Below are 21,497 nucleotides of genomic sequence, written 5' to 3'. Positions count from 1 at the left end.
ATCAAGGCCACGGCCATGGCCAGTGCAACGGTCGCTGCCAGTCGCTTGGCCAAGGGCCAGGACCCGCCGGCCGTGGACCCGAACGTGCTCGCGAAGAGCGACAAGGACGTGAAGTGGCACAAGGCGCCGTGTCGTTTCTGCGGCACGGGCTGTCACGTTCAGGTGGGCGTCAAAGCCGGCAAGGTCGTCGCCATCGCGGGCGATCAAAAGGCCGAGGTGAACCGCGGCCTCTTGTGCGTGAAGGGTTATCACGTCGGTCTCGCGCTCTACGGCAAAGACAGGCTCACGAAGCCCCTGTTGCGCAAGAACGGCAAACTCACACCCATCTCCTGGGACGAGGCGCTCGAGGTGATTGCCGCCCGCGTGCTGATGGACCCCAAGGGTTTTGCCATCTACGGCAGCGGACAGTGGACCATCCCCGAGGGGTATCTCGCGCAGAAGATCTCGAAGGGTGGCATCGCGAACAACCAGATCGATCCCAACGCTCGCTTGTGCATGGCGTCAGCAGTGACGGGATTTCTCGCTACCTACGGGGCGGACGAACCAGCGGGTGCCTACGACGATCTGGACCGTGCCAACGTCGTCATCTTCTGGGGCAACAACCCCGCCGAAATGCACCCGGTGCTGTTCTCCCGCATCCTCGAGCGGCGCACCCGCGGCGAGAAGATCACGCTGATTGACCTGAGCACGCGGCGCACCCGCACCAGTGGTCATTGCCAGCACGTCTTCACCTTCAAACCTCAGACCGATCTCGCCGTTGCCAACGGCATTGCCAACCTGCTGATCCAGCGGGGCAACTACGATCGCGAGTTCGTCGAGCGGTTCTGCAACTTCCGGGCGGACGCAACCCCCGGCACCCTCGATGGCGTTGCGATCAGCTTCGACGAGTACAAGAAACGCGTCGCGGAATACACACCGGAGAAGGTGCAAGAGATCTCGGGTGTGCCTGCCGACGGCATCCGGCTGATGGCGGATCTCTTCGGGCGGCGCGACCTGCGCATCGTGAGCCTGTGGTGCATGGGCATGAACCAGCACACGCGGGGAACCGCGATCAACTCGCTGGTGCACGCAGTGCACTTGCTCAGCGGGCACTTCGGCCGCCCCGGTGACGCGCCGACCAGCTTGACGGGGCAGCCCTCGGCCTGCGGGACCGTGCGCGAGGTCGGCACGCTGGCCCATGCCCTGCCCGGTGGACGTGTGCTCGCGAAGCCCGAGCACCGTGAGTTCACCGAGAAGACCTGGAACGTGCCGGCGGGACGCATCAAAGAAAAACCCGGCTATCACACCGTGGAAATGTGGCGGAAGTTCTCCACGCCCAAGGACAAGGGCGGAGACATTCACACCATCTGGGTGCAGGTGACGAATCCGGCGCAGTCGCTGCCGAACACACATGCCCTGGTGGACCCGAGCCGGAAGGACCCGGACAAATTCCTGATCGTGTCCGACGTGTATCCGACGGCCACCACCGAGATCGCCGATCTCGTCTTGCCAAGCGCGCTCTGGGTGGAAAAAAACGGCATGTTCGGCAACTCCGAGCGGCGTACGCAGCAGTGGTTCCGCATGGTCAAGCCGCCCGGCGAGGCCCGCGACGACGTGTGGCAGATGCTGGCGGTCATGCGGAAGCTCTGGGAGAAGAACTTCGAAGGCATGAAGGACAAAGACGGGGCCTACCTGTTCGCCATCAAGAAGAACGGCAAAGAGCTGCCGGTCTGGGAGTGGGCACACTTCTACGATGTCAACGTGGACGAGGCGCTGTTCACGGAATACCGACAGTTCTCGAAATGGAAGCATTACGATCTCGCCCCGTACTCCGAGTACGTCAAAGCGCGCGGCCTGCGCTGGCCGGTCGTGGAACAACCGGACGGAACCTGGCGCGAGACACGCTGGCGCTTCGCCGGGTTCGACGACCCTTTCGTGAAGAAAGGGCAAGAGTTCGATTTCTACTGGTCGACGACCAAGGACGGCAAAGCGCAGATCTGGGCGCGTCCTTACGAACCTCCGCCGGAGTCTCCCGACAAAGACTACCCGCTGTGGTTGTGTACTGGTCGCGTCATCGAGCACTGGCACACGGGCACCATGACGATGCGCATCCCGCAGTTGCAGGCCGCGATGCCGCAGGCCTACGTCGAGATGAATCGAGACGACGCCCGCCGCCTCGGCATCTCGAACGGTGAGATCGTCACGCTCGAGACCCGTCGCGGCGCGCTCGACTTGCCGGTGTGGATCGACGGGCGCGGGGAGCCGCCGCCGGGCTCGGTGTTCGTGCCGTTCTTCGACGAAACGCGGCTGATCAACCAGCTGACCTTGGATGCGTTCGATCCGTTCAGCAAACAACCCGACTACAAGAAGTGCGCGGCACGCGTGGTCAAGAAGCGCCCGGAGCAGAAGCCCGCATGACCGAGGCGCCGCGCTCCGAAGTGGGCGGCGATCGCAGCGCCGCGCTCACCCGCCTCTGGTACGTCGCGGCAGTAGGTGTGGTGACCACGGCGTTCGGCGGTTACCTCACGGCGACGCACCACCCACCGACGGCTGCCAAGGCCACTCCAGTACCCAGCGCCGAGCCCGCGGAGAGCATGCCGAGCTACGAGAACATGGGCGCGCGGCGCCGCGGACCGAACGCGGGCATGTACACCGGCGCGTTCGACGAGATGAACGCGGACAAGCCGGGTCTGCGCGACCCGGTCGTGCAGACGGACGCCGAGCGGCAGAGTGTGGTCACTGCGCGCGCCGGGCGCCGGGCTTATGACGGCGCTCCCCCCACGATTCCCCACGAGGTGAAACAAACAGGCTTCCCGGATTGCCTCAGCTGTCACGGCGAGGGCGCCAAGGTTGCCGGCACTGGCAAACGTGCACCCCGCATGAGCCACGAACGCATGGATAGCTGCACGCAGTGTCACGTCCCGACCAGCGCGCCGACGCCGCTACGTCCGCCCGAGAACCCGGTGGAGAACGACTTCGCGGGGCTGGCCGCCCCACAGAAGGGAACACGCGCGTGGCCCGGTGCGCCGCCGACCATTCCTCACCGCACGCTCATGCGCTCGGAGTGCTCGAGCTGTCATGGCGTCACCGGTGTGAACGGCATCCGCAGCTCGCACCCCTATCGCGTGAGCTGCACTCAGTGTCACGTCGGCAGCGCGGCGCTCGATCAACGCGCGCCGGGCGAGTCCCCGCCGCCATGGCAGGTTACTCCTCCCGCCACACCGTGACCTTGCCCCGCGCCCACGCAAGGTGAGCACGCGGGCGCCCGTCACTCGGCGATGGTCTGGTAGAAAAGATCAGCGAGGGCGGCGTGGCCCTCGTTGTTCGGGTGAATGCACGTCAGGTCGAACCAGAGCGGCTGGTTGGGCCCGCGGTAGCACGGTGAGGTCGGGTCGTTGCGCTTGTAGCCGTGCCCGCAGAAGCTCTCGAGCATGAAGATCATGTCCGACTGCGTATCGACGGCGATCTTCGCGTACTGCTCGTTGGCCCAGATCACCATGTCGGCTTGAGCTTTTTTGTCCTGCCAGGGCTGGATGCCGCCGAGCTGCACGCCGGGACACGCGGCGACGTCGCCGGTGCCGTCGGTGAACTCGTAGTTGTCGCCGAACACGACATCAACGCCGCCCGGCACATTGACCGGGTTTTTCAGCCATTCGACCGTTGACCGCAGCAGCGCGACGAAGTCCTTCGTGTCCTGCCACAGCTGGGGAAGCGTCTTCTTGGGACTGGTGCCGCCGCCGTCCTGGGTGATCGCGCTGATGTCGTTGCCGCCCACCGTCATGATCACCAGGTGATGCAGGTTGCGTTTGTCGACCGGGATACAGGTCTCGACCTGTTTGCTGTCCTTCATCAAGTCGTCGGTGCGCGCGCCCCACTTCGCACAACTCACGAAGGCGCCGGACTCGGACGGCAGGGCCACCCCGTTGATCGGATCGGCTGCGCCCCAGCCAAAACCCGGGGCCGCGATGTTGAAGTGCGTGGCGAGCTTCTGCGACAGGATCGCCCGGTAGACCGCCGCCGGGTTCAAATTGGTCGGAGGCGTCCCGACGGTGACGGAGTCACCGAGAAACACGACCCGTTGCACACCCTTGATGTCCTGATGGTTCGTGCCCTTGCAGTGCTTGCCGACCGTTGGACCAAACTGGTCGTAGTCGAGGGAGACGGTGGGCGGGTTGACGAACTGACTCTGAAAACACTTGGCCGCGGGGCCCGCGTCGCTCGTGATCACGTCGGCTGCCGCGTCCGGCACCCCACCACTGCCGCCGCCTGCGTCGACGCCCGCGCTGCCGCCACCATCCGGCGTCGTGCCCCCGCTGCCGCCGCTCGGCATGCCGGCCACGCCCGCGCTGCCGCCGCTCGCGCCACCGCCGCCGCTGCTCGCTCCGCCGGTCGTCGCGGAGCCCGCCGCGCCGCCCGTCGAGCTCTTGCTGCTCTCGCCGCTCTCGGAACCACACGCGACCAGGGCCGCGAAGCCCGCGCCCAACACCAATCCGGCTGCTCGACTCACGGGCAGGAAAGTACACGGACCGGCCGGCCGGCTCAAGCGTCATTCTCGGTCCGGACAGCGTCCACGCGAGTTCCGGACTGCGCGGCGGCTCGAGGCCAAATGCCGGGCTTTTGACCCCCATTTTGCAGGCTCTCCAGGTGGCACGTCGAGTGCTCTAGCAGTCAGAGATGAGCCCCCGACGTTTGTTTCTCGGTCTCCTGCTGCTCGCCGCTCCGGCGTGTTCGTCCGCCACGGGAGGTTCCCCGGACCCCGCCGAAGCGACGACCCGGGTCGGAGATCGAGTGAAACAGGTCAAGAGCGCCTACTGCAGCATCACGGTCAAGGGAGTCGGGGCACGCGCCACCGAGCTCGACTACCTGCCGCACGTGCTCGCGTGTGAGAACTTCAGCGCTGGGCTGGAGGCTCTCAAGGCGCTGGCCATCGCTGCGCGTTCAATCGCGTACTACAGCATGTCGAGCTCGGGTTCGATCTGCGACGGACAGACCTGCCAGGTCTACAGCTGCAAGAACAAACCAGGGCCGCTTCACTTTCAAGCCGTCAAGGAGACGGCCCAACAATACCTGAGCTACGACGGGATGGTCACCTACGCCTTCTACGTATCGGGTGACTCCGGTGTTTCTGGGCCGAGCTGCATCGACACGACGGGGTCGATGGTCAAGTACGTCACGTTCAACGACGGCAAGACGGGCAACAGCGTCAGTCAGTCCAAGCTCGGATTCATCGGCCCGCCTGGCTTCGGTCAGAATCGCGGGTGCATGAGTCAGAACGGCTCTCGCTGTCTCGAAGAGAACGGGCGCGACGCCGTCGGCATCCTGCATTTTTACTACGGTGATGACATCGAGGTCCTCGATGCGCCGGGGGCTTGTTCGGTGCCGAGCGGCGCAGCCGACGAGCCCAGCGCCCCGCCCGCGGAAGAGCCACCACCGGCGGGGACGGACGAGCCCGCCGCAGACCCACCCGCCGCAGACCCACCGCCGCCGGCCGCCGCCTCGTGTCAGGGGTTCTGCGGGTCTTCGGATCCCGCCCCGGGTTCGAGCCCGGCCTGTTACTGCGACGACCTCTGTAGCTCGCTCGGCGATTGCTGCGGCGACTTCAGCTCGAGCTGCAACTGAGCGTTCAGGCCTCGAACCGGCGCCTGAAGAGCTCGCCGCCCACGGCTGCGAACAGGCCCAGAAGCCCAAAAAACAACAAGCCGCCCGCCCAGGGTGTGGCGCGGCTCTGGCCGAGCACGAGCACACCCGCTGGCTCCGTCGGCAGGCTGGCCGTGAAGCTCTGGCAGGTCTTGCTTGGGCATTGGTAGATCTCACCAAAGAGCGTCTCGTCTGCCCCCGGTTGTCTACCCGTGGCAATCGCGAAAAACCGCCCTTGTGTGCCGGCGAGGCGTGCGACGGTGTACTTCTGCTGCGCACCGCCGCTCTTGATCGACACGATGGCGACGGCGTTGTCAGGCACGTGACTCCTCAGCTTGGGTGCACGCGAAGAGCTCTCCGGGTTTCGAATGTCGTCCAGATCCACGTTGTCTGCCAAAAGCTGGAGGACGCCGCTATGACGGCTTCGCTCGACCCACTGCTTGACCTCGGGATCGTCGAAGGTCGATGCCTTGACGTTGGGTGAGATGGCCCAGACCGTGTTGTCCAGCGTCAACGGCAAGTAGACCCGAGTCACGCCAGGCAACTCTTCGCGCTGTCCGTCGCGCCCGACGCGATACTGTTTGTACATGTACGCGCCGAGGGGTTCGGCGTTCACACTGACCAAGCGCCCGGAGAGCTCCTTCGAGCGATCGCGAAGCTCGGCCGCGCTCGCGAGCTCGATTGGACTCTCGGGATCGACGACGTTGGCGCTCGCCCACTCTGCCACCCGTCCACGAGCTCGATCCGGCGCCCGTCGTTGAGCTCTGCGAGTCCGCTGACCTCGACCTTGCTGTAACCAAACACGAGCCGTAGCCCCAAGTAGAGGAGCAATGCCGCGGCGGCGGCCGTGACCCCGAGAGCCGTGACGATGCGGGTCAGTACTGGGCCCGTCAGCCCCGACGCCAGGGGTGACCGTTGCTGCCAGTTGCGCAGCGGTGGCACCGGCGGCGGTGCGAGCGACGCGATCACGCGAGCCGCCTGGGCGGGCGCCTCTGGGGTCTCGCCGCGGCGGGCGGCGGCGGCCTCTTCCCAGGCTTCCCAGCCAAGTTGTGCGACGGGTGTCGAGTCGGGCGGGGGCTCGTCGGATTCGGAGAGGTCGCCTGCGCTTCGTGAGTCGTGCCCCGAGTGCGGGGCGGCGTGACTCGCATCCGCGTGCGGAGCCGTGTGCGGCTCTCGTCTGGAGTCGAGCTCCAGATCGAACGCCTTGATGGGGTGGTGAGCCGGCAGCGCACCGAGATCGAGATCGGGGACGTCCAGCTCCGGGCGCGGAGTCTTGGCTGGGGTGAGCTCACCGAGCTCCGGTGATGGTTCCGGTGCAGGCACTACAGGAGCCTGGTGAGCGTCCACGCCGTCGACGTCGAAGAGCCCCGCCAGCCCCGCGGCTTCGCTGGTTCGTGCCGGAGCCGCTTCGGCGCTGTGCTCGTGCTCGGCATCGAAGAACCCCACCAGCTCCGCGACTTCCCCGGTTCCCCTTGGCTCACGCCGTTCCTCCGGCGCCGGGCGCGCACGAGTTGGATCGCGAGTTCCCGCTGGCGCACCGCAGGCGGGGCAGCGGTCGAACGCCAATGCGTAAGGCCGCTTGCAGGCGCCGCAGTGCTGTCTCACGAATCCTCCACGTAGTCGAGGTTCTTGCCGTGGGTCTCTTCCAGAAAGAAGAGCGCGACGACTGCGAAGAGCAGCGTGACCACCCCGACGCTGAGCGCGCTGCCGACGACGCCGAGCGTGCCCTTCAGGTGCTTGAACGCAAATGTCACCGGCACCACCGCTCCGCGCACGAAGTTGGGCGCGGTGGTGGTCACCGTTGCGCGGATGTTGGTGCCGAACAGCTCGGACGCCATGGTGACGAACACGGCCCAGTAACCGGTGGCAAAACCCAGCGCCAAACACACGGCGTAGAACGCATCCAGGGAGCGCCTGGCGACGGTGAAATACGCGCCCACCGTCAGGAACGTGAGCCCCAGAAATAGTGCCAGGACGCGCTTTCTGCTCCTCAACACCTGAGACAGCGCGCCGCTCGCGAGGTCGCCGGCGGCCAAGCCGATGTAGGTCATCATCACGGCGCGACCGGCGGCCGGAGCTTCACTCATGCCCAGGGCCTTGCCGGTCTCCGGCGCGAACGTGATCAGAATTGCGACGACGTACCAGATGGGAACGCCGACCAGGATGATCGCCAGGTACTTCTTCGCGCGCGCCATCGACGAGAACAGCATGCTGAAGCTGCCCAGCTTTGCGCCCGCCGCTTTCACTCCCGCGAACATGCCCGACTCGTAGAGGCCGACGCGCAAGAAGAGCAGTATCAGGCCCATGCCACCGCCCACGAAGTACGCCGTGCGCCAGTTGAAGAAATCGCCGACCAGCGCCGCCACGATGGCGCCCAAGATCCCGATCGTTGCCACGATGGTCGTGCCGTAGCCGCGCGACTCCTTGTGCATGATCTCGCTGACGAGGGTGATTCTCGCGTCTAGCTCTCCGGCGAGGCCGATGTTGGCCAACAAGCGCAGCACCGCATACTGGGGCACGGTCTGCACGAAGCCGTTGGCGATGTTCGCCACCGAGTACATGACGATGGAACCGAACAGCACCGAGAGTCGGCCGCGCTTGTCGCCGAGCACTCCCCAGAGGATGCCCCCGATGAGCATGCCGCCCATCTGCATGTCGAGCAGCAACACTCCCTTGTCGAGCAAGGCCTCCTTCGGGACTCCGATGGCCGCCAGGCTCTTGACCCGGACGATGCTGAACAAGATCAGGTCGTAGATGTCGACGAAGTAGCCCAGCGCCGCCACCGCCACGGTGAGGGCCACGGGGGCCTTCGCCTCGGAGCTCTTTCCGCCCTCCATCGCACCGTGCAAGGTAGCCCAGACGGAGGGATTGGGCGGATTTCCCGGGTTAGTGCTCTCCAGTGGAGCCGGCAGATAAATCGCTCCCGCCCCATTGACGGGGCATGCGGCTCGACTAAATGAGTGAGTACTCACAAATGGCGAGGCCGGCAGTCATACAAGACTCGGCGATTCTGGACGCCGCGCGCGAGGTGTTCTTGAGCCGCGGCTTTCGAGCGACGACTGCTGAAGTGGCAGCCCGCGCCGGGATCTCCGAAGGCTCCATCTTCAAGCGCTTCCGCAGCAAGGCGGAGCTGTTTCAGGCAGCCATGGGGTCTCTCGACGAGCTGCCACCCTTCGCTGGCGAGCTCGGCGCAAGAGTCGGCGTCGGGGACATCCGTGAGCATCTGGTCGAGATCGGAGCTGCGCTGGCCGCTCATCTCCGCCGCGTGGTGCCGTTGCACCTGATGGCGTGGTCGAACCCCGAGCCGGAGGGCGGCCTGACACCCGCCTGTCTGCAGAACCAAGCCCCGATCCGGATGCTCAAGGCGTTGTCCGGATACTTCGAGGGTGAGATGCGCGCCGGCCGACTTGCGCGCCACGATCCCGAGATCGTCGCGCGCGCGTTCGTCGGCGCCGTGCACAACTTCGTCGTGTTCGATCTGTTATTTCAGGCGCAGGACTCGTTGCCCATGCCGGAGGAGACGTTCCTCCGGGGTGTAACCGAGCTGTTGTTTCGCGGCGTCGACCCGATGAACGGGAGCGGCACCTTCAGTGTGGCGGGGGGAAGATCATGAGGCAGAGGACCCGCATGCGCATTCCCATCATATTGGCCGCCACCGCGGCGATCTTCGCCACCGCGGCTTGCAAGAAGAACGCATCGACGCGAACGGAGGCAGAGCCCGCCGGCAGCGCCGCGGTCGAACAGGCAATTTCAGTGCGCTTCGCCAAGGCGGAGAGCCGCATGCTGCCGCCGTCACTCGAGATCAGCGGCACGCTCGATCCCGACGAAAAGAGCGAGGTCGCGGCGCAGTTTGGCGGCGCGGTGAAGGCCGTGAAGTTCGATGTCGGCTCGCGTGTGAAGAAGGGCGACGTGCTGGTGGTGCTGGACGCGAGCGAGGCGGCGCTGCGGCTCTCGGCTGCGAAGTCGTCGGCGGACCAGCAGCGCGCCCGCTTGGGACTGAAGTCCGGCGGAGGCTTCGATGCCGAAACGGTCCCCGATGTGCGGGCTGCCAAGGAGGCCCGAGATCTGGCAGTGCTCGAGGCGAAACGTGCGGACCAGCTGGTGAAGGAAGGCGCGGTCGCCCAGTCCGTTGCCGACCAAGCGAAGACCAACTCGGAGCGCGCGCAGGCGGCCTACGAAGCGGCGCGCAACGGCGCACAACAGGGGTTCGCCGCGCTGAGGACCGCGGAGGCGCAGGCCGGTCTGAGCGGTAAGAACCTGAAAGACACCAAGGTGCTCGCACCGTTCGACGGCGCGGTGCAGGAGCGGCGCGTGACCGCCGGCGAGTTCGCGATGGTCGGCAAGGTGGTCATGGTGGTCGTGAAGGACAACCCGCTGCGGCTCAAGATCGACGTGCCCGAGTCCGAGGTCGCGGGTCTCGTTGCGGAAGCGGCAGTCACGTTGCGCGTATCGGCCTACCCGGGGCGGGACTTCAACGCGACGGTGAAACGCATCGGCACGAGCATCAACTCGTACTCGCGGACACTGCCCATCGAAGCCGAGGTGCCCAACGACGACGGGACGCTGAAACCCGGGTTCTTCGTGCGAGCGCAGGTGGCTCTCAAGGGTGAGCCGGCCAGGGTGCTGCTCGTGCCCGAAGCGGCGGTGGGCTCCACTGGTTCGAACGCGCGGGTCTTCGTGCGCAGCGGCAGCCGTGTGCTCGAGAAGCTGGTGGCCCCCGGGCGCCACGTCGGGGATCTGGTGGAGATCCGCGGCGCGGTTCAGCCCGGCGACGAGGTCGCGGTCGACCAGGTCGACGAGCTCGCGGACTCGCGGGAGGTCGCGCCTCGCTGAGGCGCGGACTCATTCATGCAGTGGCTCGCGGCGATCTGTGTGCGCCGTCCCGTGTTTGCGACGGTGATCGTGCTGGTGCTCTCGGTCGTCGGAATTTTCAGCTATTTCGAGCTGGGCGTCGATCGCTTTCCCAAGGTCGAGTTCCCCGTCGTGGTGGCCGTGACCGTCGTCCCGGGTGCATCGCCCGAGCAGGTCGAGACGGAGGTCACCGACAAGATCGAGTCGGCGGTCAATACCATCAGCGGCATCGACGAGCTGCGCAGTGTATCCGTCGAAGGAGTGAGCCAGGTCATCGTGACCTTCGTGCTCGAGAAGGACATCAACGTTGCTGCCGCGGAGGTACGCGAAAAGGTCAGCGGCATCATGGCGGAGCTCCCCACCGGCATCGATCCCCCGGTGGTCGCCAAGATGGATCCGGACGCGACGCCGATCCTTACCCTTGCGCTGTCCGGCATCGGTAGCCCGCGCGACATCACCGAGCTCGCTGACAAGGTCGTGCGGAGAGAGCTCGAGTCACTGAACGGCGTGGGGCAGGTGACCATCGTCGGCGGACGGGCGCGTCAGGTGAACGTGTGGGTCGATCCGGCCAAGCTCGAGAAGTACGATATGTCCGGCGCGGAGCTGGAGCGGTCGCTGCGCACTCAGAACATCGAACTACCCAGCGGCCGTGTCGAAAAAGGCGAGACGCAGCTGACGCTGCGCACCTTGGGTCGTGTGCAGAGCGTCGAGCAGATGGCCGACATCGTGGTGGCCAACCGCGCGGGCCAGCCAATCCGCCTGGGTGACGTGGCGCAGGTCGAGGACGGCATGGCCGAGGCCGAGAGCGCCGGCTTTCGCGGCGGGCGCGCGACGGTGCTGCTCAACGTGCGCAAACAGAGCGGCACCAACACCGTCGCGGTCACTGACCGGGTAAAGGAAAAGATCAAAGAGCTCGGGCCGCGTTTGCCCAAGGGCACCAGCATCGAGAACGCTCGCGATCAGAGCGAGTTCATCGGCAACGCCATTGCGACCGTCAAGGAGCACTTGGTGCTGGGCGCGCTGCTCGCGTCCGTGGTCGTGTTCCTGTTCCTGCGCAATTGGCGCTCGACCATCATCGCGTCGATCGCGATCCCCATCAGCATCATCAGCACCTTCGCGCTGATGCGGTACGCCGGCTTCACGCTGAACGTCATCACCATGCTCGGCCTCACCCTCGCGGTAGGTATCGTGATCGACGACGCCATCGTCGTGCTCGAGAACATCTACCGACACATCGAGGAGAAGGGGGCGGATCCCTACGACGCTGCCATCAACGCCACCAAGGAGATTGGCCTCGCCGTCCTGGCAACGACGATCTCGCTCGTGGCGGTATTCCTGCCGGTCGCGTTCATGGCCGGTATCGTCGGCCGCTTCATGAACTCGTTCGGCCTGACCATGGCGTTCTCCATTTTGATCTCGCTTCTGGTGAGCTTCGTGCTCACCCCGATGCTGAGCGCGCGCTGGCTCAAGGCTCCGCCAAAGTCCGAAGCGGGGCACGCGGGCTCGGGCTCGAAGTCGTCACGGTTTTACGCGGCAATCGAGGCCGGCTACATGCGCATGCTGCGCTTCTCGCTGAACCGCCGCTGGGTGATCGTATTGGCTTGCGTCGCGGCGCTGTTCTCGATTCCAGTGCTCGGCAAAGCAGCGAACAAGAACTTCCTGCCCGACGAGGACGAGTCGCAGTTCCTGGCCAGCATTCGTGTGCCCGAAGGCACGAGCCTGGACGCGACCCGGATCATCGCCACGCGCCTTGCCGTCGAGATCGAGAAGCTTCCCGGCGTCAAATACGCCGTCACGACCATCGGGGACGACGCTCAGAAGACGCCGAACCTGGCGAGTGTGTACGCCAAGCTCGTTCCGCCCAAGGAGCGGAAGCTGAATCAGCAGGAGCTGATCGCAAAAGCGCGCCAGGCGCTGGCAGCCCAGCCCGGAACCGACAAGTACCGCATCGCCGTGGGGCAGGTGCCGACGTTCTCCGGAGGCATGCCGAACTACCCGGTCGTCTACCAGCTGCAGGGCCCGGAGCTCTCGAAGCTTCAGGCCTATTCGACGGCCTTGGCCGCTCGGCTCAAGAAGCAGCCTGGTGTCGTCGATCCCGATACGTCGATGATCACCGGAAAGCCCGAGCTCCGGGTGCACATTGATCGGAAGAAGGCGGCCGATCTCGGGGTCGGGGTGGCCGATGTTGCCGGGGCTCTGCGGCTCCTGGTCGGTGGTTACGAGGTCAGCACGTTCAACGACAAGGGTGAACAATACGAGGTCCACGTCCGCTCCCTCGGCGAGGCCCGTAACGACGTCTCCAGGCTGAAGCGCATCAGTGTGCCGAGCGCCAAGCTCGGAACCGTGACCCTCGACAACGTCGTGGTGTTCGACGAGGGCACGGGGCCCAGTCGCATCGACCGCTTCAACCGTAAGAAGACGGTGACGGTCATGGCCAACCTGGCGCCCGGCTTCTCCGAGGGCGCGGTGCTCGACGAGCTGGCGAGCGGCGTGGAGGAGCTGAAGATGGACCCGAGCTACAGCGGCGGCCCGAGTGGTCGGTCGAAGGAGCTGGGCCGTGCGTTCAAGAACTTCGCCCTCGCGTTCTTGCTCTCGTTCATCTTCATGTACCTGGTGCTCGCGGCTCAGTTCGAGTCCTGGCTGCACCCCATCACCATCTTGCTGTCGTTGCCGCTGACCGTGCCGTTCGCGTTGATCAGTGTGATCATCTTTGGTCAGTCGCTGAACATCTTCAGCATGCTGGGGATCTTGGTGTTGTTCGGGATCGTGAAGAAGAACTCCATCTTGCAGATCGATCACACCATCAAGCTCAGAGCCAGCGGAATGCCAAAAGTGCAGGCGATTCTGGAGGCTAATCGGGACCGCCTGCGGCCGATCTTGATGACCACCGCGGCCTTCGTCGCGGGCATGTTACCGCTCGTGGTCTCGAGTGGTGCCGGTGCGGGCACGAACCGCGCTACGGGTTTCGTGATCATCGGCGGGCAGACGCTGGCGCTGCTCTTGACCTTGCTGGCCACCCCGGTTGCCTACTCGCTGTTCGACGATCTCTCGGTGAAGCTCCAGCGTATCTTCCGGCGAAACCCCGCCCAGACCGGCGCCGTACCGAACCCCGCGGAGTGAGTCGCAGCGCAGTGCGAAACCGCTGAGCGCGCACTGGTGGCCCTGATTGGTAGTCGGGCCGGCCAGCAGCAAAGAAGCGACCCGTCTTCGATCTGTTGAGCCGTGGTTGGCGAGGGCGAGCGGGGAGAGCGCAAATTCGAGAGCTGGGCACGACCGAGGTGCCCCCGCCTCGCCCGGCCCTCGGCCGCTGTCGCGGCCTCGTGGCGGTCGTTCCCCCCCAAGCGTCGGTCCTCGGCCGCTGTCGCGGCCTGCGGGTCGCCGCGGGGGGGAAGGCGTCTGTGAGCGCTGGAAGGTCAGCGCCGAGGACCGAGCGGTCGGCGAAGGCAGCGGCGCAGAGAGGAGCGCAAGGAAGAGAGAGAGAAGCCGGTCTCCCGCGGCGCAGGGCGAGTTGATGCCCGCGTGGAGGTCGCGTCTCGTTGCCTGGGAGCAGCGGTCCCAACGCGCACCGTGTGCCCCGCTCGGGCTCGGTCGCGTTGCTTTGCTGCGCGAGCGGGCGAGCCCATGCCGCTGCCGCTGCCGAGACCACCGAGGGCAATCCGTGCACCCCTCTTTGTTCGAGGTGTGCGAGCGGCGTGGTTCCGAGCTCTGCGCTCTGTCGAAGCGCGTGCTTGAAAAGAGCATGTCGAGCGCGACACGAGCATGATTCTTCTTGATCGGTTTCCGGGCGCGCAGCGCGCGCTTACGACGAGTCACGAGAAAACCCTCGCGCGCTGCCACGAGGATGAGCGCTGTGCGCGCCTCGCGCATCGCGGTGACGTTCGAAGCGTTCCACGTCGTGAGCGTCGCGCCTGGTGGCAGCCTCGACGAGCTCGCGTCCGGCAACGTGCACCTGACCGGGCTGTTCCTTCTCTCCAGGCACCTCACGGAGGACAACGTCGAGCAGCTCCTCGCCGAGGCTCGAGGGAAGTCGAAGCGTCAGCTCGAAGAGCTCATCGCCCGCTGGTCTCCGCAGCCGGACGTGCCGACCACCTTGACCACGATGGCGCCCGAGCCCGCGCAGCCGGAGTTATCAACAGTGTCCGGGGCAGGTAACTCTGTGCCACCGCCTCGGCCCTCGATGCATCGTGCTCGTCTCGAGCCCCTCTCGCCGACGACTGTTCGGCTGGAGCTCACCGCCCGCGTCGAGCTCCGCGACAAGCTCGAGCAAGCCCGCAACCTGCTCAGCCACGAGATCCCCAGCGGCGACCTGGCGACGCTCCTCGAGCTCGGCCTCGACCTGCTGATCGCGGCCGCGATCCAACGTCGCTCGGGCGCGGGCAAGCCGCGCAAGCGCCGCGAGACGAAGCCGGGCTCGCGGCACGTGCCCGTCGACGTCCAGCGCGCCGTCCGGGAGCGGGACGCTGACCAGTGCACCTTCACCGATGCTGCCGGTCGCAGATGCTCAGAGACCCGTTTCCTGACCATCGAGCACATCGTTCCCTTCGCGAAGGGCGGACCGACCACCGTGGACAACTGCTGCCTGCTCTGCTCGGCTCACAACTCGTACCGAGCGCGGCAGGTGTTCGGCGAAGAGCACATCCAGAACGAGATCGCGGGGGCCCGCGCTCGCCGCAAGGAGAACAGCACGCCCGCGAAGCCGGCACTCGCGCCAGCGCCAGCACCTGCCGTCGCGCCCGAGCCCGAAGTGTTCGAGAAGGTGCGCTCGGCGCTGGTGCTCTCGGGGTTCAAGCGGGCCCAGGCACGGCACGCTGTCGAGCACGTGCGACTGCGCGGGATCGAGCCTCGGGTCGAACCCCTGCTTCGCGCCGCGATCGCCGTGCTCACAGCCTGAGACGGTCCGGGCACACCCCCACAAAGGGTGTGCCGGCAGGTGCTCGTGGTCTCGGCAGCGGCAGCGTCGTGGGCACGAATGCGAGCGAGAGAGAGGAGCGCATCATGACTCGAAGGGGACGCACCCGGCAGCAGCGGGGGCGGCTGTGACCTCGTGTGTGACGGAGCGTCCACCTGCGCAATCGACTGCACCGGCGCGGCGACTGTTTGCACCATCGACTGTCAGAACGGCGCGAAGGCGACTTGCACCGGCAATTGTTCAGCGCCCAGCTGCTGAGCCGCTGGCCGTCGTCGCTGGCGGTACGGTCAACCCGCGCTCGGCAGCGCGTCGTGCACCACCGGGTCGCCCAGCGTGAGCTCGATCACGCGGTTGGCCTCGACATTCTGCCAGCTCTCGATGGTTCGCGCCTGATTCGGCCAGCGCACCTCGATGGAGTCGACGCTGTTGCAGCCGCCGAGCCCGAAGAACAGCACGTTGTCTTGCTGTGAAGCGCCGTGGCCATAAGCGCCTTGCACGACCTTGGTGAGCTTCTCGCCGCCCGCCTGCACCACGACCCGCGCGCCGATGGCCATGCGGTTCGCGCTGACCCCGTCGGCGACGAGGCGCACAGCGAGCCAGCGCCCGACCGTGCTCGCGTCGTTCTCGTAAAAACGGATCTCGTTGCGTGGCCACGCCTTCGCGCACCACTCGCGCATGCGGCTCGAAGCCAGCACCACGTCGAGATCACCGTCTCGGTCGAAGTCGGCGATGATGGGGGACGCCGCGCAGGGGTGGTCGATGCCCGCGCTCTTGGCAAGCTCGTCGAAGCGACCGTCGGAGAGCTGACGGAAGAGCAGCGCGTACTGATCGTTGTAGTCGCTGCGCCCGACGAGCACGTCTTCGCGCCCATCGTTGTCGAGGTCACCCGCCGCCGCGTCGATGCCACCCTCGTCCCACGAGACCCCGACGTGCTCCCATTGCATGCCGGTGTCGGCGCGACCTGGGCGTGTGAACTTCGCCTCGCCGGTGTTGACGAGCAGTGCCGACGGATCGGCGGCCTGTCCGGCCCACCAGTGCTGGATCTCGGCGTTGTAGATGTCGAGCTTGCCGTCGCCGGTGATGTCCGAGCAGACACTGGTGAAGGTGTTGCCGCCCAGCGCTTCCGGCTGGTCGCTCGCGCCCGGCGACCACTTGGGCACGCCGGAACACTGAACCATTGGCGCTGCGGCGTTGGCACAGCCTTCCGCGCCAGAGTTCTCGGCGCAGTAACAAAGGAAGGCCTGGTCGTCCTGGTAATTTCGGTTGTCGTCGTAGGCGAAGCCAGCGTCGACCGCGGTGTCGGTGAAGACGTTGGTGCCGTCGTTCCGCAGCATCAAGTTGGGCATGCGCCCGTACGCACTCAGCAGAATCTCCGGCATGCCGTCGTCATCGACGTCACACGCCGTCACGCCGCAGCCGGCGCGTTTCAGGTACGGGTCGGTGAGCCCAGCTTCTGCGCTGATGTCCACGAAGTTGCCCAGGCCGTCGCCCTTGAACAGCTGCTGCTCACTCGTGTACCCGCTCGCCGTCAGCCAGTTCGCGAAGAAGGCGTCCAGGCGGCCATCCAGGTCGAAGTCGGTCAGGGTGGCGCTCCAGACTGGCATCGCGTCGTCGCCGCGAACTCCCGCGTCCTTCGCCAGTGACAGCTGGCCTGTGCCGTCATTGAGCAAGAGCTCGGTTCGATCCAGATCGGCGGCGGTGGGAGGGTCCGCTGGAGTGCCGGAGCCGGTCAGGCTGAGCACGTCGACGTCGCCGTCGTTGTCGACGTCCCCAAACACGGCGCCGGTCGCGACGCGCAGCTCGCCGGCCGCACCGTCGCGAGTCACTCCATAGTTGCTCTCGAGCGTGCGGTCGACGAAGCGCCGGCCCCCGCCCGCCTTCGCTTCGTTGAGCAAGACCGTGTAGTATTTCTTCCCCCCCGTCGTGCCGCGAACGTTGCCAGCGGGCACGTGACCAATCAGGTCGAGGAATCCGTCCCCGTTCAGGTCGACGCTGGTCAGGGTCCAGGCCTCCGCTTCCGGTGCGCTCAGGCCCCAATCGGCGGAGCGATCGCTGAAGTGAGCGGAGCCCGTGAGCGCGTGCACGTCGCAGACGCTGGGTTCGGGACTCGGCTCGCCGTCCTTTTTTGGCTCGCCATCAGCGGGCGCGCCCGAACAACCAAGAGCGAACAGGCCGAGGGCGATACCGGAAAACAGAGCACGTTGGTGCACGAGGACTCTCCTTCCGCTTGGGGTTACGCCCCGGCGCTGGTGGTGACCCGTGAAAGAAAATGAAAAATGGCCGGGCCCGGCTCACGTCGCGCGGTCGACGACGAATTCCGCCCTTGGATCCAGCAGATAACCGTCGTCTCGGCTGACGATCACACTCCTCAGCCCGAGCTTTCGCAGTGTCGAGAGGGCGTTGTAGACGCGCAACGAGCCGGCTTCGTGCCGCACTTTTTCGCCAGGCCAGCCGGCTTCGAGCAGCTGATCCTGGGCCAGCGCGACAGCGGGGGAGTCGACGCGCTGGCGGACCAACGCCTCGAGGATCAAGCGCAACGCCCTGCGGCGCTGAAGGCTGACGCGCTCCGCGCCTGGGATCTCGAACCAGCGCCCGCCCTCGCCGATCGAGATGACCCCCATGCGTGGTGCGAGCGACGCCGGACTGTTCGAGGTTGGCGGCACACTCCGTCGGTCGCTGCGAGCTCCGGTGAGTGCGTCGCTCACCGTGCGGCGTCGCTGCGCCAGCGCCCGCCCACACGAGACCTCCACGAGCGCGGCGACCTCGGGCTCTCGCGCGCGCTCGCCGGCGCGCTCTGCCCACGCTTCCAGCGCTTCAGCGAAGACCAGCGCGTCCGGAAATCTCTGCTCGGGTTCATACGACAGGGCTCGCTCGATGATCGAGCTGAGCTCGGCGTGCACGCTAGCCTCGACCGCGGCGGGTGCAGGGTAGTGACCGTGGCCGATTTGCGCGACGACGGTGATGTCGCTGTCCCCATCGAATAGCCGTCGGCCAGTGAGCAGCTCCCACGCCACGACACCCAGTGCAAAGACATCGACGCGGCGGTCCGCGACCTCGCCTCGCGCTTGCTCCGGTGCCATGTAACGCAGCTTGCCCTTGGCGCCTCCGGGCTCGGGGCCGCCGCCTTTCTTGCGAACCTGAGCGATGCCGAAATCGGTCAGGCGCACGGAGCCGTCCGCGCCCAAGAGAATGTTGTGCGGCGTGGCGTCGCGGTGAACGATCCCGAGGGGTGCCCCGTCGACGTCCCGTTGGGAGTGCGCAGCGTGCAGCCCCCGGAGTGCTTGGGCCACCACGTACATGCCCACCCCGGGAGAAATGGGTTGTTTTGCCTTCGATGCGGCCAGCATCACCTCCGAGAGCGACGCGCCGTCGACGTAGTCCATGATCAACAGACGCTCGCCGCGAAACTCGTACACGTCGTGCACACTCACCACGTTCGGGTGGCGCACGAGCGAGGCGATGCGCGCCTCGTCCATGAACGCCGCGGTGAGCTCGGGCAGCGCCGTCAAGTGTCGGTGCATGCGTTTGATGGCCACCAAACGATCGAATCCGCCCGCACCGCGCTGCCGCCCGACCAAGACCGTCGCCATTCCGCCTGACGCGATCTCGGTCAAGAGCTCGTAGCGTCCAAGGTCGTCTGCGTTCTGTGTTGCGGTGGGGGTGAGCTCACGGCTCGGCGGAGGTGCACCGCCGTCGAACGCCCGTGCGAGCAAACGCTGGGCGAGCCGCTCGGTTGCCGGACGCGTTGTCAGGGGGGCGCCGAGCTGGGTGGCTCGAAAGCGCGCGCGCAGCTCTGACTCGAGTTCGGCTGCACGTTCGTGATCGGTGACGCCTGCAGCTTCGACCAGTGCGAGCTGGATGCGCTCCAGCTCCACGACTCGCAACAAGCTCGCGTCACCGAGCTCTCGGGCGACCGCTTCGGCATCGTCCAGCAGCTCACGGGCCGCGTCCGGGTGACCGAGCGCCGCTTCCGTGCCGGCCAGGCAAACGACGATTCTGGCTCGAGCGACCCGGTCGCCGAGCTCGCTCGCGACTCTGAGCGCGCGTCCGTACAGCCGTTTTGCGTTCCCCAGCTGACCTCGTTCGCGTTCGAGATCCGCGAGTGTGGCCATGGCGGTCACGTGGAAATGCCGGCTACCCATCTCCCGATGTTGCTGCTGTGCCCGTGCGAGACACGCCTCGGCTTCGGCGAATCGGCCCTGTTCTTGGTGCAAGACGCCCAGCTCGGTCAAGGCCATGCCTTCGTGGCGGCGCTCGCCGAACTCGCGATAACCGTCGATCGCGGCCTCCAGATCCGCTCGGGCCGCCTCCGCCCTGCCGCGTGCCCGATTGAGCTCGCCACGCGCTGCGAGTGCCGCGGCCGCGGCATATCGGTTGCCGACCTCGCCGTCGATGACGAGCGCTTCGTCGAACGCGTGCGCCGCTTCATCCAGGCGCCCGAGGCGCACGTAGAGCGAACCAATGCCAGCCTGGAGCATGCCCTCGCTCCGCCGGTCCCCGGCATCCCGCGCCGCGTCGAGGGCCTGGCTGAAGCAGGCCAGCGCTCGTTCGTCGGCGGACGACAGCATGTGACAGAAGGCCAGGTGACCGCGCACGCGCGCCTCGGTCGACCGATCTCGGGTGTCGATTGTGAGCTGAAGCGCACGCTCGAGCGCCTCCTGGCTCTCGGTGACTTGCCCGAGATCACGCAGGGCGCGACCGCGGGCCTTCAGCCCGAGAGCGACCCAGCGTGGGTCGACCCCATCGAGCACGTGCTCGAACACCCGGTCCACCATCGCCAGACACGGCGCGGTCGGACCGCGCATGTAGAACACGTGCTCGAGCGCCAACGTGACCAGGAGCGCATCGGTGAGCCGAGCGTCGCTCGGCGTCTCGTCTGCCAGCGAACGCCGGTGCACTGCCATCAGATTGGGAAGCGCGATTGCCAGGCGCCGCAGGTTTTCCGGCCCGTCGGAGCGCTCGACGCGACTTGCCCAGCTCGTGGCGGCGTCGACGAAAAAACGCGCGTGGCGCGCCAGGGTCGCATCGGCTTTGCCCGCGGAGAGCAGCTGTTCTTCTGCGTACCGGCGCACGATGTCGAGCAGCCCGAAGCGGACTTCGCCCGGCAAATCGGCCACCGAGGAGCTCTTGAGCAACGAGCTCTTGCGCAGCGATTCCAGCACGTCGAGCAAATCGGGTGGTTGTCGGTGCGAGCTGAGATCGACGACCGCCTCGGCGGCCTCCAGGGAAAAGCCGCCGCGAAATGCCGAGAGCTGAGCGAGTGTGTCCTGTTCGTGCGGAGACAACAGGTCCCAGGACCAATCGAGAGCGGCGCGCAGTGTTCGAGCGCGACCGCTGCCGCCCCGTAGAAAGTCGAGGCTCTTCTGCAGCCGCTCCAGCAGCTGTCTTGGGCCAAGGACTCCCATGCGCGCCCCAGCCAGCTCGATGGCGAGCGGCAGACCGTCGAGCAGTGTCACGACCTCGGCGACGATCGCGCGTTCGTCGTCGACGAGGACGAAGTCGGAACGAGCGGCGCGCGCGCGATCCACGAACAGGCGCACGGCGTCGCTGTCGATGCCGCGCACGGGATCCGGGAGCTCGAGCCCGTCAATCTCGTGAACGACCTCACCGGCGATGTCGAGCTTGGTGCGCGAGGTGACCAGCACACACAACTCGGGTGCGTGTCGGAGCAAGCGTTCGAGCGGTCTTACCGCGACGGGAATGAGCTGCTCGAAGTTGTCCAGGATGAGCAGCGTCGGACCGCGGCCGGCCAGCGCAGCAGTGAGGCGCGCTTGGGCACTCTCTTCGGTGTGTTCGCTACCGAGAGGCAGGTCCACGGCCTCGGCGATGGCGTGAAAGAGGTCGTCGAGGCAGCGCGCCTCGGCCAGATCACAGAACCATACGCCTCCCGCACCCTCGGCCGTGAAGGCGTTGCCGTGACGGAGTGCGTACTCGGTCGCCAACCGCGTCTTGCCTGCCCCCGGTGGGCCGAGGAGGCTGATCAGCCGGGCGCGGCGCAGGTGATCGTGAAGGTCCGCGAAGTCGTGCTCCCGACCGATGAAGCGTGTCGGCAGCGCTGCGAGGTTGCTCTTGTGCAGCGGGCCAGACACGGATTCAGACTAAATCACTGTCGTCGGCGCCG

General features: G+C 66.4%; 13 protein-coding genes. 7 read left to right on the top strand and 6 right to left on the bottom strand.

Going from position 1 to position 21,497, the window contains the following annotated elements:
- The first annotated feature begins 15 nt into the window (after window positions 1-15).
- On the top strand, window positions 16-2,397 hold the full coding sequence (locus tag IPI67_34280) for a molybdopterin-dependent oxidoreductase (protein MBK7585244.1): 2,382 nt from the start codon (window positions 16-18) through the stop codon (window positions 2,395-2,397).
- A complete protein-coding gene (locus IPI67_34275) occupies window positions 2,394-3,206 on the top strand; it encodes a nitrate reductase cytochrome c-type subunit (protein MBK7585243.1) in 813 nt (270 codons plus the stop codon). The genes IPI67_34280 and IPI67_34275 overlap by 4 nt, the downstream gene beginning before the upstream one ends.
- A gap of 41 nt (window positions 3,207-3,247) precedes the next feature.
- On the opposite strand, the gene IPI67_34270 is transcribed toward IPI67_34275, so the two are convergent.
- On the bottom strand, window positions 3,248-4,486 hold the full coding sequence (locus IPI67_34270; GenBank protein ID MBK7585242.1) for an SGNH/GDSL hydrolase family protein: 1,239 nt from the start codon (window positions 4,484-4,486) through the stop codon (window positions 3,248-3,250).
- A 167-nt stretch (window positions 4,487-4,653) separates the two neighbouring features.
- Between IPI67_34270 and IPI67_34265 the strand changes: the two genes are divergently transcribed.
- The gene (locus IPI67_34265) at window positions 4,654-5,598 is read left to right on the top strand and encodes a hypothetical protein (GenBank protein MBK7585241.1); all 945 of its coding nucleotides are present in this window, start codon (window positions 4,654-4,656) and stop codon (window positions 5,596-5,598) included.
- Window positions 5,599-5,602: 4 nt separating this feature from the next.
- Here the strand turns inward: IPI67_34265 and IPI67_34260 are convergent, their stop codons facing one another.
- From IPI67_34260 to IPI67_34250, 3 genes are read right to left on the bottom strand one after another with little or no spacing between them, the layout of a single operon-like run.
- Window positions 5,603-6,232 (bottom strand): hypothetical protein, encoded by a 630-nt coding sequence (locus IPI67_34260; protein ID MBK7585240.1) that lies wholly within the window; start codon window positions 6,230-6,232, stop codon window positions 5,603-5,605.
- A complete protein-coding gene (locus IPI67_34255) occupies window positions 6,229-7,221 on the bottom strand; it encodes a hypothetical protein (protein ID MBK7585239.1) in 993 nt (330 codons plus the stop codon). The genes IPI67_34260 and IPI67_34255 overlap by 4 nt, the downstream gene beginning before the upstream one ends.
- Entirely contained in the window at window positions 7,218-8,453 is a 1,236-nt protein-coding gene (locus IPI67_34250) for an MFS transporter (protein MBK7585238.1), read from the bottom strand. Before IPI67_34250 ends, IPI67_34255 begins: the two co-directional genes overlap by 4 nt.
- A gap of 137 nt (window positions 8,454-8,590) precedes the next feature.
- Here IPI67_34250 and IPI67_34245 point away from each other — a divergent pair, with 137 nt between their 5' ends.
- From IPI67_34245 to IPI67_34230, 4 genes are all read left to right on the top strand, one after another.
- Window positions 8,591-9,229 (top strand): TetR/AcrR family transcriptional regulator, encoded by a 639-nt coding sequence (locus IPI67_34245; protein ID MBK7585237.1) that lies wholly within the window; start codon window positions 8,591-8,593, stop codon window positions 9,227-9,229.
- A 167-nt stretch (window positions 9,230-9,396) separates the two neighbouring features.
- On the top strand, window positions 9,397-10,449 hold the full coding sequence (locus IPI67_34240; GenBank protein MBK7585236.1) for an efflux RND transporter periplasmic adaptor subunit: 1,053 nt from the start codon (window positions 9,397-9,399) through the stop codon (window positions 10,447-10,449).
- A gap of 15 nt (window positions 10,450-10,464) precedes the next feature.
- Window positions 10,465-13,587, top strand: a complete 3,123-nt coding sequence (locus IPI67_34235; protein MBK7585235.1) for an efflux RND transporter permease subunit — start codon at window positions 10,465-10,467, stop codon at window positions 13,585-13,587.
- A 730-nt stretch (window positions 13,588-14,317) separates the two neighbouring features.
- A complete protein-coding gene (locus IPI67_34230) occupies window positions 14,318-15,358 on the top strand; it encodes an HNH endonuclease (protein MBK7585234.1) in 1,041 nt (346 codons plus the stop codon).
- A 305-nt stretch (window positions 15,359-15,663) separates the two neighbouring features.
- On the opposite strand, the gene IPI67_34225 is transcribed toward IPI67_34230, so the two are convergent.
- Window positions 15,664-17,586: a CRTAC1 family protein gene (locus IPI67_34225; protein ID MBK7585233.1), complete on the bottom strand. Its 1,923-nt coding sequence runs from the start codon at window positions 17,584-17,586 to the stop codon at window positions 15,664-15,666.
- A gap of 81 nt (window positions 17,587-17,667) precedes the next feature.
- Window positions 17,668-21,465 (bottom strand): protein kinase, encoded by a 3,798-nt coding sequence (locus IPI67_34220; GenBank protein ID MBK7585232.1) that lies wholly within the window; start codon window positions 21,463-21,465, stop codon window positions 17,668-17,670.
- Between the last annotated feature and the right edge of the window lie 32 nt (window positions 21,466-21,497).

Source organism: Myxococcales bacterium, from assembly GCA_016706225.1.
GTDB lineage: Bacteria > Myxococcota_A > Polyangia > Polyangiales > Polyangiaceae > JADJKB01.
The sequence above is the reverse complement of the archived record's forward strand: the minus strand, read 5'-3'. Positions and strand labels throughout refer to the sequence as shown.

Bases quoted from the DNA above. Each gene is read 5' to 3' on its own strand.
- IPI67_34280 (MBK7585244.1), top strand. From the start codon at position 16: ATGGCCAGTGCAACGGTCGCTGCCAGTCGCTTGGCCAAGGGCCAGGAC.
- IPI67_34245 (MBK7585237.1), top strand. From the start codon at position 8,591: ATGGCGAGGCCGGCAGTCATACAAGACTCGGCGATTCTGGACGCCGCG.
- IPI67_34250 (MBK7585238.1), bottom strand. From the start codon at position 8,453: ATGGAGGGCGGAAAGAGCTCCGAGGCGAAGGCCCCCGTGGCCCTCACC.
- IPI67_34265 (MBK7585241.1), top strand. From the start codon at position 4,654: ATGAGCCCCCGACGTTTGTTTCTCGGTCTCCTGCTGCTCGCCGCTCCG.
- IPI67_34235 (MBK7585235.1), top strand. From the start codon at position 10,465: ATGCAGTGGCTCGCGGCGATCTGTGTGCGCCGTCCCGTGTTTGCGACG.
- IPI67_34275 (MBK7585243.1), top strand. From the start codon at position 2,394: ATGACCGAGGCGCCGCGCTCCGAAGTGGGCGGCGATCGCAGCGCCGCG.
- IPI67_34240 (MBK7585236.1), top strand. From the start codon at position 9,397: ATGCTGCCGCCGTCACTCGAGATCAGCGGCACGCTCGATCCCGACGAA.